This window comes from Rhabdobacter roseus (assembly GCF_014202275.1).
GTDB classification, from domain to species: domain Bacteria; phylum Bacteroidota; class Bacteroidia; order Cytophagales; family Spirosomataceae; genus Rhabdobacter; species Rhabdobacter roseus.
This window is the reverse complement of the sequence record NZ_JACHGF010000004.1, coordinates 547001-568462: the sequence shown is the minus strand read 5'-3', so window position 1 is coordinate 568462 and position 21462 is coordinate 547001. Positions and strand designations below refer to the sequence as shown.

The following is a 21462-nucleotide window of genomic DNA, read 5'->3' as shown; positions in this document are numbered from 1 at the left end:
GTTCGACGGTGACATTGCTGCCCCCTCGCCTTGCATGTATTAGGCCTGCCGCTAGCGTTCATCCTGAGCCAGGATCAAACTCTCCATTGTAAGTAATTAGTGCTTGTGATTTTCTAGGCCAAAGCCTAAGCCATCCAAGCGGTATTTGTACTGTTACACGCTGTTACTGTGTATGCTCTTTCCATGAAGCCAAAGAACGTTGCTCTGAAAACTCTCAGAACTTGCTGGTCAGACCGTCTGTCTTACCCCTGGTTGATGCGAAGCTGGAGCTTCTTTTTCCCTTCGTCTTTCCGAATGGGAGTGCAAAAGTAGCAGGTCTATTTTAAGATTCCAAACTATTTTGCGATTATTTTTTTCTGGCGGGTCGCTGATCTTCCCTTTTTCCCAGACGCTTCAAAAGAACGAAACCACCCGGGGTTTTGGTTCCGGCCGAACCCGTACTTTTTTCGACTTTCGGCTCCTGCCTTTTAAGAACCCGCCTAGGCCTGTTTCCCGCGTTTGGGAGGGCAAAAGTCAGAAAAATTTCGAAACCACACAACTGTCAAGGAAAAAACTTTTTCAAAACTACCTTCCAAAATCCGCAAGATTCTCACTGACAGATGCCTAACTTCTGAAAAAAATTTCGTGACCAGACGACAGCTTTTTTATAGGTACTTGAAGTACCTGGTGCGGTACGTCTCGTCTGGCTGATTTAGTAGGTAAGCATACTTTGTCTGCTTATTAGTAGAAGAGAGTTTTCAGAGTCAGAGCAACCTCCTTATGAAGCTCATACTTGATCTTATTTTCTTTCGGTTAATGGACTAGCGAGTCCGTTTGGAATAGTCGGTGGAGCAAAAAAGACTTTTAACCCTTCAACTACCCATTACGCCGTAACATAAAGCCGTTCCTGAATGGTACACGAAGTCATCTAGGTCTTTATCATGATCCGCTGGACTACCTTAATCTCGCTACTCTTCAAAGGAAAGCCGCTGGCTCGTTTGCTCAGCAAGAAGGCTCCGCCTTACTGACGGAGCCTTCTATCATTATAAAAATAAAGAGTCTCTATTTACGAGCCACAAGCCTCGCAGCCCTCAGGATCATCGAGTGAGCACTGCATGTCGGCGCGTTCGTCCCGCTCAGGGGCTTTGGGCTGCTTGCGCTCTTCGGCGTATTGGGCGTAGTCCATCTCCTTTTCGGCTACGGCTGCCACCGCTGGTTCGAGCTGCGCCTCGGCCTGCTTTTGCACCGTAAACTTGATGGGATCAGCCGCCGCGCGGGTACGTAGGTAGTACATACCGGTTTTGAGGCCTTTTTTCCAGGCGTAAAAGTGCATGGAGGTGAGCTTGCCAAAATTAGGATCTTCCAGGAAGATGTTTAGCGACTGCGACTGGCAGATATAGGCACCGCGGTCGGCGGCCATATCCAGAATAGCGCGTTGCTTAATCTCCCAGCCCGTTTTGTACAAGTCTTTAATATTCTGTGGGATGTTCGGAATGGGTTGTACCGAGCCATTGGCCATGATGAGCTTGTTCTTCATGTCTTCGTTCCACAGGCCCAGCTTTACCAAGTCTTTGAGCAGGTACTTGTTTACAACCACAAACTCACCCGAAAGTACCCGGCGCACGTAGATATTAGACGTAAACGGCTCGAAACATTCGTTATTCCCCAGAATCTGGCTCGTGGAAGCCGTAGGCATGGGTGCCAGTAGCAGGGAGTTACGTACCCCGTACTTCACTACCTGGTTTCGGAGCTTTTCCCACGACCAGCGGTTGCTGTTGGGCTTAACACCCCACATGTCAAACTGGAATATACCCTGGGAAATGGGGCTACCCGCCCAGGTTTCGTACGCACCTTCTTTCTTGGCCAGCTCCATGGAAGCTTCCATTGCGCCGAAATAGATGGTCTCGAATACCTCCTGGTTCAGCTGTTTGGCTTCGTCCGAATCAAAAGGCATGCGCAGCAGACAGAAGGCGTCGGCCAGTCCCTGAATACCGATTCCGATGGGGCGGTGGCGCTTATTGCTGCGCTCTGCCTCGGGTACAGGGTAGTAGTTCAGGTCTATAATCTTATTAAGGTTTCGCGTAACTACCTTCGTAATTTCGTAGAGCTTCTGGTGGTCAAAGCGCAGGTACCCATCTTCGCCCATCTGCACAAACTTAGGCAGCGCAATGGAGGCCAGGTTACACACCGCTACTTCGTCAGGCGCGGTGTACTCCATAATTTCCGTACAGAGGTTCGACGACTTAATGGTCCCCAGGTTCTTCTGGTTGGACTTGCCGTTCGCGTGGTCCTTATAAAGCATGTAAGGGGTACCTGTCTCGATCTGGGACTCCAGAATCGCAAACCACAGATCCTGCGCCTTGATGGTTTTGCGGGCTTTGCCTTCACGCTCGTACTGCTCATAGAGCTTCTCAAAATCCTCGCCGTGGGTGTCGGACATACCGGGGCACTCGTGCGGACAGAACAGCGACCAGGTGTCGTTGGCCTCAACGCGCTTCATGAACAAATCCGGAATCCAGAGGGCAAAGAATAAATCACGCGCCCGGCGCTCTTCCTTTCCGTGGTTCTTTTTGAGATCGAGAAAATCAAAAACGTCGGCGTGCCAGGGCTCCAGGTAGATGGCAAAGGAGCCCTTACGCTTTCCACCTCCCTGATCTACGTAACGAGCCGTATCGTTGAAGACGCGTAGCATGGGTACGATGCCGTTAGAAGTACCATTGGTACCTTTAATATAGGTACCCGTAGCGCGTACGTCGTGAATGCTCAGGCCAATCCCACCCGCCGACTGCGAAATGAGCGCGCACTGCTTCAGAGTATCGTAAATCCCATTGATGCTGTCTTCTTTCATTGTCAGCAGGAAGCAGGAAGACATCTGAGGCTTAGGCGTACCGGCGTTGAAGAGCGTAGGCGTGGCGTGCGTAAACCATTTCTCCGATAACAGGTTATAGGTCTCAACGGCCGCTTGTACGTCATTTTGGTGAATGCCAATCGCTACCCGCATCAGCATGTGCTGCGGCCGCTCGGCTATTTTACCGTCTAGCTTGAGCAGGTACGATTTTTCGAGCGTTTTGTAGCCAAAGTAGTCGTAGCCATAGTCCCGATCATAGATAATCGTCGAATCCAGTAACGCGGCATTGCGGCGAATTACATCGTATACTTCTTTAGAGATAAGCGAAGCGTTTTCGCCGGTTTTAGGATCTACGTACGTATAAAGACGCTTCATAGTAGCCGAAAACGACTTTAACGTATTTTTGTGCAGGTTCGAGATAGCCACCCGAGCGGCCAAAATTGCGTAATCAGGGTGCTTGGTCGTCATGGAAGCGGCCGTCTCGGCAGCCAGGTTGTCAAGTTCCGCGGTGGTTACTCCGTCATAAATACCGGCCACCACTTTCTTGGCTACTTCGATCGGCTGGATGTAATTACTTTCCAGGCCATAGCTGAGTTTTTCGATCCGGGCTGTGATCTTGTCAAATTTGACCGATTCCCTTCGACCATCGCGCTTGATTACGTACATTGGCATAAGTATATAGCTGTTTTTCAGTATTTTGTAGGTATTTGCTGTACTAGGAAGTTCCCGTAGGTTGGCTTGAAAAATTCTTTGAAGTAACGCTTAAACGCTTTAAAAAACAACAACAAAAAAGGCGTTTTGTTTAGGCACTTCAAAAAATCTAATCTCCTTTGGACATTAAAAATTTGTTAAGATTCTAATTTCAAGAGGCTTACCAAAATCAACCGTTCACACATCTATCCGAATAATACCAGAAATTATTTTCAACTTCCACAAAGTTACTATATGCTTAATATTCAATTAGTTACAGTTTGGTATTAGCCCATACTCACCTCCCTGGGCCGTGTTGCCTTCCAAGACAACAGAAACGAAGGCTATAGCTAAAAAGGAGGCTTTTGGAAGTACCTTATAAAAAATATCGGAAAAGCATTTGGGCAAAAAGAGAGAAGTTACTACTTTTGCAGTCCTTTTTACCGAATCGTAACTAACGCATTAGCAATATATACCGATGAAAAAAGATATTCATCCTAAGTACAGAGAAGTGATTTTCTGGGACCTATCGAGCGATTACAAGTTTATTACCCGCTCTACCATCGAAACCAACGAGACCATCCAGTGGGAAGATGGCAAGGAGTACCCCGTTTACAAAGTGGAGGTTTCCTCGCAGTCGCATCCTTTCTATACCGGCAAGAACGTACTGGTAGATACCGCCGGCCGCGTTGATAAATTCAGAAAGCGGTACGGCCAGAAATAAGCCGACGCAGCAGCTATACGCTCTAGGGCAGTCTCTCGATTTTAAACACCGAGAGACTGCCTTATTTTTTGTCTGGTCCAGGAAAATAGGCGAACTTTGGCGCGATCGCCTACCTTACTAGTAGCATGGCTAACGTAATTCTCTTCGACGACCCCGTACTTCGCCCGCAGCTTCTTCCGCTTACTTTTACGCGCCCCGTGGCGGAGATCCGTTGTGGTATCTTCACCCTGGCCGAAAAGTGGGCCAGGTACCTGGCAAGTACCCCCTCATACCTTACCCAAACCTACCTGGCTACGAAGTACCCAAAGGTACTTGCCGAAGACAACCTCTACCTCAACGGAGCGCTTTGCCCGGACGAGGCCCTGGCGGAGGCTGTGCGGCAACTCCCGTACGACATGGCATTGGTTTCGGAGCAAAACGAAATACTGGCGCTTCGTACGTACTCAGCTGACTGGCATCCGGGCCTGGGCGTAGCTAAAACGCAAAAGTACCCCCTGCCCTTCACCATGATCCGGCAACTATGGGATATCTACGGAGAGAACGGCGCGCAGATCCGGGCTGACTACGAGCGCATCGTAAGCCAGGGTACTTCGCAGGGGATTACCGATCCCTTTACGCACTGCTACCAGCCCGAAGCCATTTTTGTAGAAGAGGGTGTTTCGGTTAAGGCCGCTATCCTGAATGCTGAAAGCGGGCCCATCTACCTGGGGCGAAACGCCGTGGTGAGCGAAGGGGCCACCATTCAGGGACCATTTGCGCTGGGCGAAGGTGCTGTGGTAGCGCAAGGCGCCAAAATCCGCCCCCAAACCACCATCGGTCCCTACTGCAAAGTAGGCGGCGAGGTGAATAATTCCGTCCTATTTGGCTACAGCAACAAGGGACACGACGGGTACCTGGGTAACGCTGTTCTGGGTGAATGGTGTAACCTGGGCGCAAATACCAACAATTCAAACCTCAAAAATGACTATACGACGGTGAAGCTCCATAGCTACGCAAAAGGTACTTTGCAAGATACCGGCAAGCTCTTTTGCGGGCTTTTCATGGGCGACTACTCCAAGGCGGGCATCAGTACCATGTTCAATACGGGTACCGTGGTGGGCGTCAACGTCAACGTGTTCGGGGCGGGTTTTCAGCCCAAGCACATCCCTTCGTTTCGTTGGGGAGGCCAGGCCGAGGGGTTTACGGACTACCGCTTCGAAAAAGCCATGACCGTAGCCTACGAAACCGTAAGCCGCCGGAAGGTACCTTTTGGCGACCGCGAGGTGGCCATGCTGCGGGAGGTACACCGCCTGGAGCAAGCAGGTACCTTATCACCTTCCCACTGACTAACCAAGCAAGCGTGTTATTCCAAGATATACCCGGCCTGGAGGACGTAAAAGCCGCGCTCGTGCGTGCAGTACGCCAAAATCACGTCGCCCACGCCCAGCTTTTTGACGGCGCGGCGGGCGGCGGGGCCCTGGCGCTGGCACTGGCCTTTGCCACCTACGTGAACTGCGAAGACAAACGGGAGCAGGACGCCTGCGGCCGGTGTGCTTCCTGCGTCAAAATGGCCAAACTGATCCACCCCGACCTGCACTGCATCTTCCCCATTGCTACCTCCAAAAAAGCCCCCGGTAGTACCAGTGAGGCTTTTTTGCCGCTTTGGCGGACCTTTATCCACGAGAGCCCTTACCGCCTCCTACCCGACTGGCTGGATTTTATCCAGGCCGAGAATAAGCAGGGGAATATTTCGGTAGAAGAAGCCCGTTCCATTTTGCGAAAGCTGGCTCTGAAAGCCTACGAAGGAGAATACAAGATTCTGATCATCTGGAAGCCTGAGCTTATGAACCTGGCCTCGGCCAACGCACTGTTGAAAATCCTGGAAGAGCCGCCGGTCAAAACGCTCTTCCTGCTGGTGAGCGACCAGTCCGACCGGCTCCTGACTACGCTGCTGTCTCGCACGCAACGGGTGGCGGTTCCGACCTTTACTGACCAAAACGTAACGGATTATTTGCAGCAACAGCACGCGCTAGCCGCCAGCCAGGCCCGGCAGATCGCCTACCTTTGCGACGGCAACCTGGCGGAGGCCGCCCGCCTGACCCACGAAAGTACCGACGACCGCACGGAATGGTTTGCCCACTGGATGCGCTCCTGCTACAAGCAAGATCTGGTGCAGCTCGTGACCCTGGCCGACAGCTTCGATGGCCTGAATAAGGAAGCCCAAAAAGGTATCTTTGAGTACACACTTCGGCTTTTTAGGGATATGCTGGTCTGGACGCAGGGCGCGGGCGAACTCCTGAGGGTACCTGCCGAAGAGCTGGCCTTTGTGCAGAACTTTGCCAAGGCCGTTCCCGAAGGCGCACTGGAACGGATGGTCCAGCAAGTCAACGAAGCCTACTACCACGTAGAGCGCAATGTACGGGCTAAAATGGTTTTTCTGGATCTTTCGCTTACCGTATCGCAGTTCTTTCGGAAATCATGAGTAAGAAAAAGGAAATCAAAAAGGTACCTAAGAAGGAAAAGGAATTGATTGGGGCCACCGAGCTGGTCGATTTCCCCGAGCTGGGCTGGCAGCAGGTACCCGCCCGGGTGGATACGGGTGCTGCTACGTCGTCCATCCACTGCTCCCGTGTGCGGCTGGTGGAGAAAGCCGGACAACCCAAACGCCTGAGCTTTTATCTGGACGTACAAAAAGGAGCCCCCCGCCAGCCTTTTTCGGTTACTGACTTTGAAGAAACGACCATTAAAAATTCCTTTGGCCACGAAGAGCGCCGGTATGTCATCAAGACCCAGATTGTCCTGGGCAAGCGCCGGATTCGCACGGAATTCTCCCTGGCCGACCGCCGCAAGATGAGCTACCCGGTGCTGCTTGGGCGCAAGCTGCTCAAAGGGCGGTTTTTGGTGGATGTTTCCCAAAAGTACCTGGCTTCTTCAGCCGCCAGACGCTCCCTAGCTGCCGATGCGCCCGATTCGTCTACTTCATCAACTACTACTTAACATTTTTATGAGAATTGCCGTATTATCCACCAACCCGGACCTTTACTCCACAAAAAGGCTGGTGGAGGCCATAAAAAACCGGGGGCATCAGCCCCTGATCATCGACCACGTCAAGTGCTTCCTGGTGGTAGAAGGGGGAAGACCATCCGTCATCTACAAGGGAAAAGCCGTGGAAGGCATTGACGCCATCGTGCCGCGCATCGGTACTTCCGTAACGGCCTTCGGCTGCTCGGTGGTGCGCCAGTTTGAGCTCATGAAGGTATTTACGAGCGTCAAGTCGCAGGCCATCACCCGCGCGCGCGACAAGCTGCGCAGTATGCAGATCCTGACCAAAGCGGGCGTGGATATTCCCAAAACGGTTTTTGCCAAAAACCCCAGCCAGGTTCATGAGCTCATCAAGATCGTGGGTGGCCCGCCGGTGGTGATCAAGCTCTTGGAAGGTACCCAGGGCGTAGGTGTGGTGCTGGCCGAAACGGCCAAAGCCGCCACTTCTACCATCGAGGCTTTTTACGGCTTGCGCGCTAACTTCCTGATCCAGGAATTCATCGCCGAGTCGAAGGGAGCGGACATCCGGGCGTTTGTCATTGGTAACAAAGTAGTAGCCGCCATGAAGCGTCAGGGCCAGGAGGGCGATTTCCGTTCCAATCTGCACCGGGGTGGCGAAGGCTTCGCCATTGAGCTTAGTCCGCAGGAAGAAGAAACCGCCATTGCGGCAGCCAAAGCCCTGGGCGTACGGGTAGCGGGGGTAGATTTGCTGCAGTCCAACCGGGGACCGCTGGTGATGGAAGTAAATTCTTCGCCCGGCCTGCAGGGAATCGAGAAGACGACGGGCGTCGACGTGGCCTCGCAGATTATCCACTACATCGAGGAGCGGATCAAAACCGACGAGTCAGACAGCGTAGGGGTATAAATAAAGATTAAAAAAGGTTGAAGTTAACCAAATGGAAAACGCATGAATATTCGAATAGGTACCCGCGGTAGTAAGCTGGCGCTTTGGCAGGCCTACTACGTAGAAGAGCTCCTGCAACGGGGCGGCCTCACTACTGAGATCGTGATCATCGAAACTAAAGGCGACAAAATCCTGGATCGCTCGTTGGCTAAAATTGGTAGTAAGGGGGTTTTTACGGAAGAACTGGAGGACCAGCTGCGCACCGGCAGCATCGACATCGCCGTGCACAGTGCCAAAGATCTACAGTCGGACCTGGGCGCGGACTTCGAGATTCTGGCCTTTACCGAGCGCGAGCAAGTGAATGACGTACTGGTGAGCCATGATACTTCTTTATCTTTAAAAAGCGGTGAGCCTTTTGTGGTAGGTACTTCATCGACCCGGAGGATCGCGATCTTGAAACACTACTATCCCCACATCCGGACGGTAGACATGCGCGGCAATCTCCAGACCCGCCTCCGCAAATTGGAAGAAGGCCAGTGCGACGCGCTGCTGCTGGCCTACGCGGGCGTACACCGCATGGAATACGACGATAAAATTGCCGAACTGCTCTCGGTAGAGGAGTTTACGCCCGCCGTGGGGCAGGGCAGCGTAGCCATTGAAAGCGCCGCGAGCCTGGATGGGGCTAAAAAGCAGGTACTTCAGAACCTGCTCAACCATCCCGCTACCGCGCACTGCCTCCGCGCCGAGCGCGCTTTCCTCAAACGTTTGCAGGGTGGCTGTAGCATTCCGGTTTTTGGACTGGCAACCTGGCAGCAAAGTACCCTTGCGCTCACGGGCGGCATCATCAGCCTGGACGGCCAGGAGATGATCCGCCGCACGCAGGAAGGGGTACCCAGCGCGCCCGAAGTGCTAGGTACTTCTTTGGCCGAAGAACTCCTCGCTGCCGGTGCCGACCGCATCCTGGCCCAGATCCGTACCCAAGTGAAGCAGTAGGGGTACTTTGGTTTGTTTATTCGGGGTAAGTCAGGTACCTACACTACGGAACGTTTTTATGATCTCATAAGCCAGTTCTTCTACCACTGGTCCGGCCTGGGTCATGGCTTCTTGCAGCGTTTTGCAGCGCGGAAGTACCTCTGCTACTTGCCGGAGCCCGGCTTCATACAGCAGCGCCTTATCCACCGTACAGGTACCACAAATGGCCGCTACGGGAATGCCGCGCTGCCGTCCGGCCTGCACCACGCCTTGTACCAGCTTCCCGTGCAGGGTTTGCTCATCGAGCTTTCCTTCACCCGTCATGATGAGGTCTACCTCGGCGAGTTGCTCGTAGAACTGCGTGATCTGCATGAGCGTGTCGGTACCGGGTAGGATTTCGGCTCCCAAAAAGGCCACCGCGCCCGCACCTACGCCACCCGCCGCTCCACCACCCGCCAGGTTGTTGAGCGTGATGCCCAGGTCTGCCTGCACCACGCGACTCACTTGCCGAAGCCCGTCGTCAAGTACCCGCAGGGCGGCGGCGTCCGCCCCTTTCTGTGGGCCGTACACATAAGCAGCGCCCGCGGGCCCGTATAGTACATTTTGAACATCGCACACTACGTACACCTTCACCTGCGAAAAATCGTAGCGGAGCTGGCTGGTATCAATGGCAGCCAGGCGCACCAGCTCCTTGCCTATGGGTTCGATCTCCTGGTTATCCTCATCCAGAAACCGGTAGCCCAACGCCCGCGCCACACCCAAGCCCGCGTCGTTGGTAGCACTTCCCCCAATAAAAAGGTACAGCTCCGTAGCACCCCGATCCAGGGCATCGGCCATGAGCGAGCCGGTACCCAAGGTAGTAGTGTATAAACAATTTCGCTCGGCTGGAGCCAGCAGCTCCAGGCCCGAAGCCTGCGCCATTTCTACGTAAGCCCGCTGATCTTTCCATAAGTACGAAGCCCGTACCGGCCGGAACAGCGGATCGGGTACTTCCAGCGTAATGCGCTCTGGTTTCAGCAGCTGCTCAAGTACCTCCAGCGAGCCCTCGCCACCGTCGGCCATGGGATGAAGTACCGTCTCGATGGACGCGTCAAACCGCTGGATGCCGTTGGCCATGGCCTGGCTTACCTGCCGGGCCGTCAGGCTACCTTTAAATTTATCGGGCGCAAGGAGGATTTTCATGAATGCCTGGGGAAGGATTATCGCATAGTTCGAGCTTAAAAGCACGTGCCCAGGGTAAATTACCGTTGGTAGGGTACTTAAACGCTTCGCTCCAGGTAAAGGATCAGGCTCCTAATTATCTATTTGAGCAATCCCTGATCAATGATGTGCTCGGCCAATTGCCGGGAAAAATACTGCGCCCCCGGTTCATTAAGGTGGCATACGTCACAAAAAAACGACGGTTCCCGGGGCATTTTTTTTTCCAAATCCAGATAGAAAGGATGATACTGGGTTACTAGCTTCCGTAGCTCGTTATTATGTACTTGAATGCCCTTCGCTACGTACTCCGCTTCGCCCCATATCGATACCGGCGAGGCGTAATTGCACCCGGCAAAATGCTGCATATCAGCCTCTTCGCCCGTTAGCGCTACTCCCTCTGGAAAGTACGATGCGTAGCTCAGCAGGAGTAGTTTTTCGTCTCGGTGCTGGGCTAGCTCGATAATTCCCGCCAGGTTGTTACGGAAGGAGGACGCTGTTTTAATATTGCCACCGTACTTTTTATACACCATATCTACATTTTCGTGATCGATGTACACTTTTCCCGACCACTTATCACCGATGCGCTGGCTAATGAGATGAACCACGTACGGCAGTACGGTTATGTTTATCTCTGTGTGACTTAGCAGCAGGTTCAAGTCGTTATACCATTTCATGTGCGAATAATCCGACCGAAAAAATTCAGCCGGAATATTATTAGCGCGGTTTTCGTTTATGGCTTCGTAGTAAATCACCAGATCGAACCGTTGGTCTGTTAATAGCTTGTATTTTTGAAGATTATCCGCCGAGGTATGACCGGCGGCAGCTACGTTATAAAATTGGAATTCCGTTCCTGTTGGAAACGCAGGCCGTAATAGGGTATCCAGCCTTTGTTCCAAGTGACTCCAGGGGGTACTTACCACCGACCCGCCCAAAATCAGAATATCTTTTTTTGCGTCCTGTTTAGAAATTGGCTGCGTCACTATATCGGTGAGCTGTGGGTAATAATTCGTTAGTATCCTGTCCGATGGCTTCCAGAAGGAGTACCCCAAGAAAGACAGGCCAATGCGTAACAAGAGCTCCGTTGTGAGGTACAGTAACAATAATAAAATGCAAGAAAAAAGAATTCGGCGGGGCATTGAGAGGCTAAAAAATACGGGTACCACATACTTTGTGGACTTCACTAGTAATGCAAATGTATAAAGGGAAAGCGATAGATTATGCCTGAATCTATCGCTTTTTATTCAAAGGCTTTTTATCTCAAAAACTACCGGCCAAAATCATCCTGCACCCGCACGATGTCGTCTTCGTCGGAAGGATTGGCGGGGTCGGTGTGTTGCCAGATCTCGGCTACGATACCGTACTCGTGGAGGCCAATCAGGCGGTGGCGCTCGCCCTGCTTGAGGTTGATCACGGTACCTAAGGCCAGCTTTTGGAGCTCCGTCTCTTCGTCGGTATCACTCACAACTACCCCCGCCTGGCCACCGATGACCTTCCAGATCTCGGCACGACGGTGGTGGTACTGCCACGAAAGACGCTTTTCGGGCGCCACCACCAGGATTTTGGGGCTTAGCTTGTCAAAACCGGCAAAATCCTCCAGCGAGAGGTGCGAAAAAAAAGCTTTGATAAAAGCAGGGGCCTGCGCTTCGTCGAGCACAAAGAAACCACCCCAGGGGCGCGAATGATCTTTGCTCACCACGGTAAAACCCTGGTCGTCCAGGAATTGTTGTACTTGCTCAAACACCTCATTTTTGTCGGTAGAAGCCGGAAATGCGTTCATGTTTTTAACTGGATAATGTATACGTTGAATAAAATAAGTACCAGGACCAAAGGTAAGATGAAAATGCGTATCAAAGTACCTACGAGGCTTTCCTTTGCCTCAGGCCAGGATGTTGAAGGACTGGTACGCCAGGTTTTTATCAATCAGCTCCTGGAGCCGCGCTACCGAAGCGGCCGAGCGAAACCCGTCGCCGGGCGTATTGACCACGTAGTCTACGAGGCGGTCCAGGCTGGAGGTAGCCACGTACATGCGGGTATCCGAAGCACCGTAGTAGATGTACACCGTACCGTCGTCATCGAGTACCCAGCCGTTGGCAAATACCACGTTGGACACGTCGCCCGTGCGCTCCTCGCCCTCGGGAGCCAGCAAGTACCCAGCAGGCTTATGGATGACACGGGTTAGGTCGTGAAGGTCGGTCATGAACAGGTAAAGTACATAGCGGAGCCCGGCGGCGGTGTGGCGCACTCCGTGGGCCAGGTGTAGCCAGCCGCCGGGGGTCCGGAGCGGAGCGGGGCCCTGCCCGTTCTTGGCCTCATACACAGTGTGGTACTTTTTAGGGTCAATGACCCGCTCTTCGTCTACCTCGGCCCGCTCGATCGTGGCCGACAGCCCAAAGCCAATGCCCCCGCCCGACCCGGCCTCGATGAAGCCATCCTGCGGGCGCGTATAAAACGCATACTTCCCTTCTACAAACTCCGGATGAAGCACCACGTTGCGCTGCTGGGGCGAAGGCGTCCGGAGGTCGGGCAGGCGTTCCCAAGTTTTCAGGTCGCGGGTGCGGGCAATGCCACACTGTGCCACCGCCGCCGACTCATCGCCCGGCGGAGCGGCCGGGTCTTTCCGCTCGGTGCAGAAGAGCCCGTAAATCCAGCCGTCCTGGTGCTGGGTTAGGCGCATGTCATACACGTTGCCGTCGGGCTGGTCGGCTTCCGGCATGGTGATCGGGTAGTCCCAAAACCGGAACTGATCGAGCCCGTTGGGGCTTTCGGCCACGGCAAAAAACGATTTCCGGTCGTAGCCTTCCACCCGCGCTACCAGCAGGTACTTGCCGTTGAGCTTGATGGCTCCCGCGTTAAAAGTAGCGTTGATCCCGATCCGCTTCATCAGGTAGGGATTCGTTTCGGGATTGAGGTCATACTCCCAAAACAGCGGCACGTGCCCGGCCGTCAGGACCGGGTAGCGGTAGCGGTCAAAGATGCCGTTGCCGGGGCCAAGTACTTCGTTGGGGCGGGTCAGGCGTTTTTCTTTGTCCAGCATCAGCTGCCGTAATCGTTCTTCAAATTTCATAGTGCCAACGGTAATAATAGGTTGATGAATTTTTATAGGTTGATGCGCTTAAGTACCCTCCAGCCGATCGTACCAGGTTTTCTTTAAAATAAGCGATGTACCCAGAATCACGAGCAACGACGCGCCCAGGTACGTCCACTCCTTCAGGACCAGGTACATGGGAAAGGTAGTCAGGCCCAGCTGCCAGGCAATACCTACCGCTACGTTGAACATATCCCGTTTAAAGTCTCGATTCGGTACAAAGCCGGGGTTTTCGGCTGCTACTTTTTCCTGGATGGGCTTCCAGAAACCCCACGGACGTACCTGCTGGTAAAAACGCTTGAGGTAGGACTCCTCCGTGGGTGGTGCCAGGTAGGTACCTCCAATACTTCCCGCCAGCGAAATGACAAACAGCAGGGGAAAAAAGTACAGCTCTACGGTGCCGGGAAAAACGGTAGGCAACACCATGGCCGACAAAATCCCCGCCAACATGCCCCCAAAAAAACCGCTGCCGTTGAAGCGCCACCAGTGCCACTTAAGGACGTTGGCCGCGATGTACCCTCCGTACAGGGCCGAGACGATCCATTGCAGAATGCTGTTGACGCTTTGCGTGTAGAAGCCGATCACGATGCTGATGGCCACGATGATGACCCCCACCAGGTAGTTGATCCGGCTGATGCGCTGGTTGCTGGCTCCTGGCTGGAGGTACTTTACGTAAATATCGTTGACGACGTAAGCCTGCGCGGCGTTGAGCGTACCCGCAAAAGTACCCATGAACGCCGATAGCAACCCCGCCAGCAGCAACCCCATGATCCCTACCGGTGCAAACTGCTGAATGGCCGACGGCAGGATTTTCTCAAAATCGATGGCACCTGAGGCCGTCTGGAGGTCGAGCTGCTCGTAGTTCAGCAGGGCCAGTACCACAAAACCCATGATCATGAGGTAGCGCGTGGGGAGCAGCACCAGCGACACCAGCCCGCTCATCTTGGCCGCCTCGCACGGGGAGCGCGTCGACAGGATTTTCTGCATGTCGTAGTTGGGCGTGGGGCCCGCCAGGCTCGCCAGCAAGCCTTTCGCTACCATGAGGGAAAAGAAAATACCAAAGGTAGAGAAGCCGTCGTCCCGGATTTTCTCGTTCACTTCGTCGATGATACCGGTCCAATCCAGCCCCAGCCGAGAGCCGAAGAAGGGGTTCATCCAGCCGTCGGGGACGCGAAGTACCTGCCCACTCAAATTTCCGATAGCGATAACCGCAATGGCTACGGCCGCGATGGTCATGATGAGGTACTGCAGCACGTCGGCCCATACGATGGAAGCCATCCCGCCCAGCACGGAATAAAACACGGCGAACAGCGTAAAAACCAAGCCATAAAAATGCGGCACGTAGGGAGCCGGTACTTCAAAAGGCAGGTAAGGTCCCACCACACGCCAGGGGATGAAGATCTCCGCAAACTTGCCCAGCCCAATAAACCCGTACGCCATGAAGCCCAGGCAGCTCAACAGCGCAAACACCACCACGATGGTATGCGAAAGCGTAGCCCCCCGGTCTTTCCCGAAGCGCGTGATCATCCATTCGGCACCGGTTGTGACGTTGGAGCGCCGCAGCCAACCCGCCAGGTACATCATCATAAATACCTGGTTGAACGAAGGCCACAGCCAGGGTATCCAAATGCTCTTCATGCCGTATACAAAGGCCAGCGTTACCATCCAGAGTGTACCCGAGATATCAAACATTCCCGATGCATTCGAGAGGCCCAGCATGTACCAGGGCAGGTTGTTGCCGCCCAGCATGTAGGCCTTCTGGTCGGTCCGGGCCCGGCGGCGCATCACCAGGCCTATCACCGGTAAGGTGAGCAAATACAGCAGTATAATCAGAATATCCAGGGAGGAAAGCGACATGAAATGGCGGGTTGCGTGCGTGAAACGAAATCGTCTTCAAAGAGTCAACTCAAATTTCACTAAATTTTTCCTGGTTTTTCCTAGCTATTCTCTGGCCCTGCCTTACACTTACGTACCCTCGTCGGGGAAATCACACGGTTGCTTGCCGCTATTTTTTTATACAAACTACTTAAATATCGCCACAAACTATATAATACTATTTTAGCCAATCCTACAATAACTCCAATTATTTTTTACAAAAATCATACACTTTAGTAGGAGATATTCTTACCTCATGCTACTTTTAGATCAGATTGGGTTTATTCTGCGCAAACTATTTTCCTGGTACATTTTTACCTGATCGCACCCTTTTTCTTAACCTCTACCAACCTATCATGAAAGAAGTTTATCGGGAAATTACCCCCCTAACGCAGTACGATTGCTTCACGATCTTTTCGCGTCACAAGAAGCGTTTCGACTTTCCCCTGCACTACCACGAAGAGTACGAGCTGAACCTGATCGTACACGGGGCCGGGGTAAAACGCATCGTGGGCGACCACACCGAGACCATCAGCGACCTGGAGCTGGTACTGGTGGGCAATAGCCTCCCGCACGGCTGGTTTACGCACCAGTACCAGTGGCGGGAAGGAATGCCGGAAATCAGCGAAATCACGATCCAGTTTCACCGCGACTTATTTGACGACAAGCTCCTGAAGCGCAACCAGCTCTATTTCATCCGGAACCTCATGGAGAAGTCGGCACGGGGCATTTCGTTTTCCCAGGATACCATCGAGCGCCTGCTGCCCCGGCTGCAGAAGCTGTCCGAAAAAAGCGGCTTCGACTCCGTGCTGGAGCTGATGTCTATCCTGCACGACCTTTCGGTGTCGCGTAACACGCGGCTCCTGGCCAACGGTACCTTCACCAACGAGAGCGTCAACTACAACAGCCGCCGCCTCGAAAAGGTCTTTGCCCACCTCCACGACCACTACAACAAGGAAATTTCGCTGGAAGAGGTAGCCCGCGTAGCCGACATGACGGAGGTGTCGTTCAGTCGTTTTATCAAGAAACGGACCGGCAAAACCTTCGTCGAGAGCCTCAACGAAATCCGGCTGGGACATACCTCCCGCCTGCTCATCGACACCACCCACTCCATTGCCGAGGTAGCCTACAAGTGTGGCTTCAATAATCTTTCTTACTTCAATCGGATCTTTAAAAGCAAAAACGGCTGTACACCCAAAGAATTCCGGGACAACTACGTAGGTACCAGAACCTTTATCTGAGGATACGCCCGGATTTGTGCACCCCAGGTACCTACCCGAAGGTACTTGGGGTGGCGAGCGCTTACCGAAATAAACCGAAAATAACAGCCCCCCATTAAACCTTTAGCTACCAAAGCCCTCCAACCACCAGTAAACACATCCTAATAACTAAATAAGCAGCCATGAAAAAGCTAGGAATCGTATTTGTTTTGTTAGTCAGTATGTCCACCGTCACTTTTGCGCAACAAGCCAAAAAACCAGCGGGCCCCAAGAAGGAATTTTCGCTCGAAAAACGGGTAGACAGCCAGGTAGCCAAAATGAAAACCGAACTGAGCCTCACCGACGAGCAAGCCAGCCAGGTGAAGGTAGTAATGCTGGAACAAAGCCAGAAGCAGCAAGCGCTGCAAAAGCAGATGCGGGCCAACCGCGAAGAATCCAGAAGTAAGCTGAAAGCCACCCTGACCCAGGAGCAGTACATCAAGCTGCTGGAAAAGCAAGCCCAGCGCCAGCCGCGCCGCATGCACCGGGGCAGCCGGGGGTAGTTTTAACAAAGCGTAAGGCGCATTCCAAAACGATGAACCCTCTCTAAAAATGAAGGCCGGAACCCAGGTGGGTTCCGGCCTTCTGATATATAAAGTACCTCCGCTTGAAAGGTACCTTAGGCTTTCAATACCCAGCCAAAGGTATCGGCTATTTTGCCGGTACGGAGGTCGGTCAGGTAGTTTTTTACTTTTGTGACAAAGGAATCTTCTTCAACCGCAGGCAGGTGGTAATCCACGCCTTCGTAGGCAATCACCGAGAACGGCGACACCACCACGGCCGTACCGGCCCCGAAAGCCGCCTGCAAACGTCCTTCTTTCAGGGCCTCAATGACTTCCCGGATAGATACCTTGCGCTCTTCCACGGAAATGCCCCAGTGGCGGGCTATCTCCACGATGCTCTTGCGCGTGATGCCGTCCAGAATGGTATCAGACACCGCGGGCGTTACCAGTTTTCCGTCCAGCATGAACATGACGTTCATCGTACCCGACTCCTCCACAAATACGTGGTCGCGGGCGTCGGTCCAGATGAGCTGGTCGTAGCCGGCCTGCTGGGCCAGCCGCGCCGGGTACAGCGAAGCCGCGTAGTTGCCCGCGCACTTGGCCGCACCTACCCCACCGGCTGCCGCCCGGATGTAGTCCGTCTCTACCTTCACTTTCAGCGGGTTGGCGTAGTAGGTACCTACCGGGCTGGTAAAAATCACAAACAGGTACGACTCCGACGGCCGCACGCCCAGGTACGCATCCGCCGCAAACATGTAGGGACGAATGTACAGCGAGCAGCCGGGCGCGCAAGGTACCCACTCGGCATCCAGGCGCATGAGCTCGGTCAGGCCGTTCATAAATACCTCCTCTGGCACCGTAGGCATACACATGCGCTCCGCCGAGCGGTTGAAGCGCTTCCAATTGTCGTGCGGACGGAACAGAAGTACCTCGTTGTCCTCGTTTTTGTAGGCTTTCATGCCCTCAAAAATGGCCTGGCCGTAGTGTAGCGCCGCCGTAGCGGGACTTAGTGAAAGATCACCATAAGGTACTATACGAAGCTGCTGCCACTGACCATCGCGGTACTCGGCCACAAACATGTGGTCGGAGATATTCCGACCAAAAACCAGGTTGGTAAAATCTACATCCTGCACACGCGGGCTTGTGGTCTGCTGAATGTCAATGGGTAAGGATAAGGTATCGGCTGTCATATGGGTAAAAGTTAGTACGTAGGTCCGGACAAAAACAACGGCCATCAGGCTAATGCCGCAATTTAGTTATTTTTCGTACAACTCATAAATTTATTTAGTATAACAAGTAAATTGTTTTTGCTTGTTTCCAGAATCTTCCAGGCTACTTCCGCAACCTACGTATTTATTCTATTTCTTTCATCCCTACCGCTACCAATCCGCGCACCTCAGGCAGTTGGTTCACAGACCTTTGTCAAAAGATAAAATCCTGTAAATCAGCCTTGGACAGCACATGCATGCTTTTTAGCTACCAAATAGTTGGCTATTTCGCTCGTCGATCAAGCGCAGCGTTTCTTCTTCCTTGGCTTTCTTTTCGTCCCTAATTTCTTGAACAGAACCAAGCATTCCGAAGATACCCAAAAGGAGTGCACCTATACCCAGGTACAAATTAAAATTGGAGGATTCGTCATCCTTAAGTCCCTGGAGCACCCTTTCAGGATTAATCGCATTGGTAGAAGGATTCTCCGCTAGGTAGTTGATCGTAATAAATGTTTTCTCAGGACTTGTATTGGACGTATAAGTACCTTCATATGTCCTACCATCTACGAGAAAGAAGTACTTCATTTTATAAGATTTCATAGGCAATCCCATGACTTTAATCGTCCTTTCTTTGTAAACATTATCCAAAAAGGCCTCGGTTTTCACCGGGTTGGCTACTAATTTTTCGTAACTGGCTATGGACTCTTGCCATCTCTGTCTCTCGGCGTCACTGAAATGGTCCTTTATTAAACTAAAACCACCGAGGACGAAAAAAAACGAAATGATGATGTAAATGTAGCTTTTCATACAAATTAAAAGTTTAGAGGGTTATTTATGGTTACAAATTAAAAGTTACTAACGCTCCGTTAGAGATGGCGAAGGCACAAAAAGCCTAAACTCGTTTTTTTAAAAACGAGCTAAAATATTCTCTGACAAACGTTTAAAACTTTACAGAAGCTACTTTCTTGATTACACGGTAGATTTTTGCCAGTACGAACGAGGCACGTTGTACGTTCAAGGCTAAACCCGAAGATCTTCACTCACTTGCATAAAGCGCCGAAAATTAGAAAATCCTATTGAATTCTTCTATAGAGAGCCCGCAAATTATTTATTGGATCCCTTGCTGGTATTTTCACCAACCACCCTCGCCGCGCATTTTATTCACAAAGTACTTGATCCTTTTCAGCCAAGAAAAAGTTTTACTATGTACGAGGCGCTACAAAACTGGTTAATAAGCTTACCAACATGGGCAAAGAACTAATGGGCAATCTTCGTTCGGAGAACGACTGACATCAAGACGTAGCGAGGTGCCGCCCAGTCGGAGTTTAAGCCAGTGAGGAAAGGAACGGCTTTAATTAAATGACTGCCTAAACTCTAAAGGCGATTGATTGGTTTTAGTCTTAAACAGCTTATTGAACGATTGAGGGTGTTCAAATCCTAACTCATAAGCTATCTCACTTACAGATAAATTTGTCGTAGACAATTTTTCTTTCGCTTTCTCAATCAGCTTTTCATGAATATGCTGTTGGGTAGTTTGTCCAGTTAAAGATTTAAGTAAGCTACCCAAATAGTTAGGCGAAACATGTAACAGACCCGCAATGTATTGGGCACTAGGCAAACCTTCGTTTATTAGACTATCATGATTGAAATAATCGTTAAGAATGTCTTCCAATTTGGTCAAAATTTGATGGCTGACTTTCTTGCGAGTTATAAACTGTCGTTGATAAAACCGTTCACAGTAGGTAAGTAATAACTCTATTTGGGCAACGATGATACTTTGGCTAAACTTGTCAATAGTAGAATGGTATTCCCTCTGAATATTTTGCATGATTTCAACAATGATCGCTTCTTCTCTATCTGAAAGAAATAGAGCTTCATTTACAGCATATCCAAAAAAATCGTATTGCTTAATATTTTTCGCCAAAGTAGTATTCCAAATAAAATCTGGGTGAATAAGCAAAAGCCACCCCGTTGGCTTTATTTCAGGCTTTTCCATCGTCAGTTGCACCAATTGTCCCGGTGCAACAAAAGACAAAAGGCCCTCATCAAAATCATATTGTTGCTGGCCGTAGCGAAATTTGTATTGAATATTTCGCTTTAAGCCAATAGAATAAAAATTCTGGACCCAACCAATTTCATTCTCCTTGATTTGATACTCGACCAAACCATAATCTACCAAACTTACCAAAGGATGATCGGGCTTGGGCAGTCCGCTTATCCGGTGAAATTCGCTAATAGTAGCGAAGGTATATACTTTCTTCGGTTTCATACTTTTATAGAATTAGAAAAAAGAGATAGAATATCCCCCACTCTATCTCTTTTTTCCAAATTAAAAATCAGTTGACTTGCTCAACGCTTCGTTAGTGCTTAATTCATTTTGTAATTCTTCGATTTTATTTTTCGCCATTCCGAAGGCATCGCTTCCCATAATAAAATGAAGTGGTGGATTCTCACTTTCGGCTAATTGTATAAAAGCAAGTGCGGCTTTTTCAGGACTCCCCGGTTGGTTGCCTTTCATCTCGCTTTCGTGCCATCTTTCCGAGTTTCTTACTGCCGTGTAATCTTCAATCGGGTTTTGAGGAAGATTAAGCGACCCTTTATCCAAAAAATTGGTGCGAAAATAGCCAGGATATACTACCGTTGCCTTTATGCCAAATTCTTTTACTTCTGCCGACAGAGATTCCGTAAAACCAACCATGGCAAATTTGGTAGCACAATAAATCCCAAAGCCAGGAAACGTACCGAGCAAACCCGCAATAGAAGCAATATTGATAATATGTCCCGATTTTTTACTACGGAAATGAGGCATAACATTTCTGATAATAGTGAGCGAGCCAAACACATTGATATCGAAGTTCTGACGAGCTTCTTGATCGCTCAGCTCTTCCAAAGCGCCTATTTGCCCATAGCCTGCGTTATTCACTACTACGTCAATAGTACCGAACGCTTCCAAGGTTTTTGTAATAGCATTGCTTACACTCTTTTCATCCGTCAAGTGTACTTCCAAGGGAAGGAAGCTTGCCGATATCCCTACTTCCTTTTCCAAACTTTCCACGTTCCTGGAAGTAGCAGCTACTTGGTAGCCTTCGTTCAACAGCTTTTTTACTAAGAACAAACCTAATCCCTTTGACGCTCCAGTGACTAGCCATACTTTTTTTGTGTCCATTTCTTTGCGTTTTAAATTAATGAATTATTGACACTGCAAAAGTGGAAAGAATGTAGCGAGCGGAATTAGCCAAATCAACGGTTGTTGT

18 protein-coding genes and 1 rRNA gene are annotated in these 21462 nt (G+C 51.2%); 8 read left to right on the top strand and 11 right to left on the bottom strand.

Annotated elements, in window-relative coordinates:
• A 16S ribosomal RNA gene (locus tag HNQ92_RS16390) occupies window positions 1-90 on the bottom strand; the annotation flags it as partial.
• 955 nt (window positions 91-1045) lie between these two features.
• Window positions 1046-3493 (bottom strand): ribonucleoside-diphosphate reductase subunit alpha, encoded by a 2448-nt coding sequence (locus HNQ92_RS16385; protein WP_184175151.1) that lies wholly within the window; start codon window positions 3491-3493, stop codon window positions 1046-1048.
• A 502-nt stretch (window positions 3494-3995) separates the two neighbouring features.
• On the opposite strand from HNQ92_RS16385, the gene HNQ92_RS16380 reads away from it, so the two are divergent.
• From HNQ92_RS16380 to hemC, 6 genes are all read left to right on the top strand, one after another.
• Window positions 3996-4241 (top strand): type B 50S ribosomal protein L31, encoded by a 246-nt coding sequence (locus HNQ92_RS16380; protein WP_184175125.1) that lies wholly within the window; start codon window positions 3996-3998, stop codon window positions 4239-4241.
• A 125-nt stretch (window positions 4242-4366) separates the two neighbouring features.
• Window positions 4367-5566, top strand: coding sequence for a putative sugar nucleotidyl transferase (locus HNQ92_RS16375; protein ID WP_184175124.1), 1200 nt, complete (start codon window positions 4367-4369; stop codon window positions 5564-5566).
• 14 nt (window positions 5567-5580) lie between these two features.
• Window positions 5581-6702 carry a DNA polymerase III subunit delta' gene (gene holB / locus HNQ92_RS16370; protein ID WP_184175123.1) on the top strand — a complete coding sequence of 374 codons (1122 nt, stop codon included), beginning with the start codon at window positions 5581-5583 and terminating at the stop codon, window positions 6700-6702.
• Entirely contained in the window at window positions 6699-7217 is a 519-nt protein-coding gene (locus HNQ92_RS16365) for an ATP-dependent zinc protease family protein (protein WP_184175122.1), read from the top strand. The genes holB and HNQ92_RS16365 overlap by 4 nt, the downstream gene beginning before the upstream one ends.
• Before the next feature lie 7 nt (window positions 7218-7224).
• Window positions 7225-8127, top strand: coding sequence for a 30S ribosomal protein S6--L-glutamate ligase (gene rimK, locus HNQ92_RS16360; RefSeq protein ID WP_184175121.1), 903 nt, complete (start codon window positions 7225-7227; stop codon window positions 8125-8127).
• Window positions 8128-8169: 42 nt separating this feature from the next.
• Window positions 8170-9099, top strand: a complete 930-nt coding sequence (gene hemC / locus HNQ92_RS16355) for a hydroxymethylbilane synthase (RefSeq protein ID WP_184175120.1) — start codon at window positions 8170-8172, stop codon at window positions 9097-9099.
• A gap of 30 nt (window positions 9100-9129) precedes the next feature.
• On the opposite strand, the gene HNQ92_RS16350 is transcribed toward hemC, so the two are convergent.
• The 5 genes from HNQ92_RS16350 to HNQ92_RS16330 all read right to left on the bottom strand — a co-directional run bounded on the left by HNQ92_RS16350 (window position 9130) and on the right by HNQ92_RS16330 (window position 15220).
• On the bottom strand, window positions 9130-10260 hold the full coding sequence (locus tag HNQ92_RS16350; protein WP_184175119.1) for a glycerate kinase: 1131 nt from the start codon (window positions 10258-10260) through the stop codon (window positions 9130-9132).
• Window positions 10261-10379: 119 nt separating this feature from the next.
• A complete protein-coding gene (locus tag HNQ92_RS16345; protein WP_246440257.1) occupies window positions 10380-11174 on the bottom strand; it encodes a hypothetical protein in 795 nt (264 codons plus the stop codon).
• A gap of 368 nt (window positions 11175-11542) precedes the next feature.
• Window positions 11543-12055, bottom strand: coding sequence for a cupin domain-containing protein (locus HNQ92_RS16340; RefSeq protein ID WP_184175117.1), 513 nt, complete (start codon window positions 12053-12055; stop codon window positions 11543-11545).
• A gap of 99 nt (window positions 12056-12154) precedes the next feature.
• Window positions 12155-13342 carry a glycoside hydrolase family 130 protein gene (locus HNQ92_RS16335; protein WP_184175116.1) on the bottom strand — a complete coding sequence of 396 codons (1188 nt, stop codon included), beginning with the start codon at window positions 13340-13342 and terminating at the stop codon, window positions 12155-12157.
• A gap of 48 nt (window positions 13343-13390) precedes the next feature.
• The gene (locus HNQ92_RS16330) at window positions 13391-15220 is read right to left on the bottom strand and encodes a sodium:solute symporter family protein (RefSeq protein ID WP_184175115.1); all 1830 of its coding nucleotides are present in this window, start codon (window positions 15218-15220) and stop codon (window positions 13391-13393) included.
• Window positions 15221-15594: 374 nt separating this feature from the next.
• Here HNQ92_RS16330 and HNQ92_RS16325 point away from each other — a divergent pair, with 374 nt between their 5' ends.
• Window positions 15595-16479: an AraC family transcriptional regulator gene (locus HNQ92_RS16325; RefSeq protein WP_184175114.1), complete on the top strand. Its 885-nt coding sequence runs from the start codon at window positions 15595-15597 to the stop codon at window positions 16477-16479.
• 161 nt (window positions 16480-16640) lie between these two features.
• Window positions 16641-17000, top strand: a complete 360-nt coding sequence (locus tag HNQ92_RS16320) for a hypothetical protein (protein WP_184175113.1) — start codon at window positions 16641-16643, stop codon at window positions 16998-17000.
• 116 nt (window positions 17001-17116) lie between these two features.
• Here HNQ92_RS16320 and HNQ92_RS16315 read toward each other — a convergent pair whose 3' ends face one another.
• The 4 genes from HNQ92_RS16315 to HNQ92_RS16300 form a co-directional block, all read right to left on the bottom strand.
• Window positions 17117-18190, bottom strand: coding sequence for a branched-chain amino acid aminotransferase (locus HNQ92_RS16315; protein WP_184175112.1), 1074 nt, complete (start codon window positions 18188-18190; stop codon window positions 17117-17119).
• Between the two features lie 282 nt (window positions 18191-18472).
• Window positions 18473-19015, bottom strand: coding sequence for a hypothetical protein (locus HNQ92_RS16310; protein WP_184175111.1), 543 nt, complete (start codon window positions 19013-19015; stop codon window positions 18473-18475).
• Window positions 19016-19559: 544 nt separating this feature from the next.
• On the bottom strand, window positions 19560-20477 hold the full coding sequence (locus HNQ92_RS16305; RefSeq protein WP_184175110.1) for a helix-turn-helix domain-containing protein: 918 nt from the start codon (window positions 20475-20477) through the stop codon (window positions 19560-19562).
• A gap of 60 nt (window positions 20478-20537) precedes the next feature.
• A complete protein-coding gene (locus HNQ92_RS16300) occupies window positions 20538-21374 on the bottom strand; it encodes an SDR family NAD(P)-dependent oxidoreductase (RefSeq protein WP_184175109.1) in 837 nt (278 codons plus the stop codon).
• Between the last annotated feature and the right edge of the window lie 88 nt (window positions 21375-21462).